The organism is Mesorhizobium sp. M7A.F.Ca.US.014.04.1.1 (genome assembly GCF_003998745.1).
Taxonomy (GTDB): domain Bacteria; phylum Pseudomonadota; class Alphaproteobacteria; order Rhizobiales; family Rhizobiaceae; genus Mesorhizobium; species Mesorhizobium ciceri.
Genome location: NZ_RZRW01001514.1, coordinates 1 through 398 on the forward strand (window position 1 = coordinate 1; position 398 = coordinate 398).

1 protein-coding gene is annotated in these 398 nt (G+C 65.1%); it reads right to left on the bottom strand.

Annotated features, from left to right (window positions below; all coding sequences use genetic code 11):
• On the bottom strand, positions 1–398 hold a 398-nt coding region (locus EOA22_RS37390), incomplete at both ends, for a serine hydrolase (RefSeq protein WP_164756372.1).

Here is a 398-nt window from a genome sequence, read left to right on the forward strand (position 1 = left end):
TCCCGCAGGCGGTCGAGCAACGCGCCAGCCGGCTCAGCGATGTTCAGCGTGGTGGTGACCGAGCGCGTCCCGTCGGCGGTTGACGCCGCCCACTGCGTGTAGCCCGGGAAACTGCCGGTGTGGCCATAAACGACACCGCACGGCGTGGTGTAGCGGAACAGTCCGAGACCGGCCTCGTTCGTCCCGGGTCCGGGCGGACTGGAATTGCCGGCCACGAACTTCATCTGTTCAATCTGCTCGGCAGCGCCGAAGAACTTCAGTCCGAGATCTGCCCGTATGAACATCGACAAATCATCAGGCGTCGACACGATCGCGCCCGACGCCCACGCACCGCTCGGGCTGACGAAGGTCGTGACATCTTTCGGCTCGGATCCGGGCGCGACGACATAGCCGTGGAT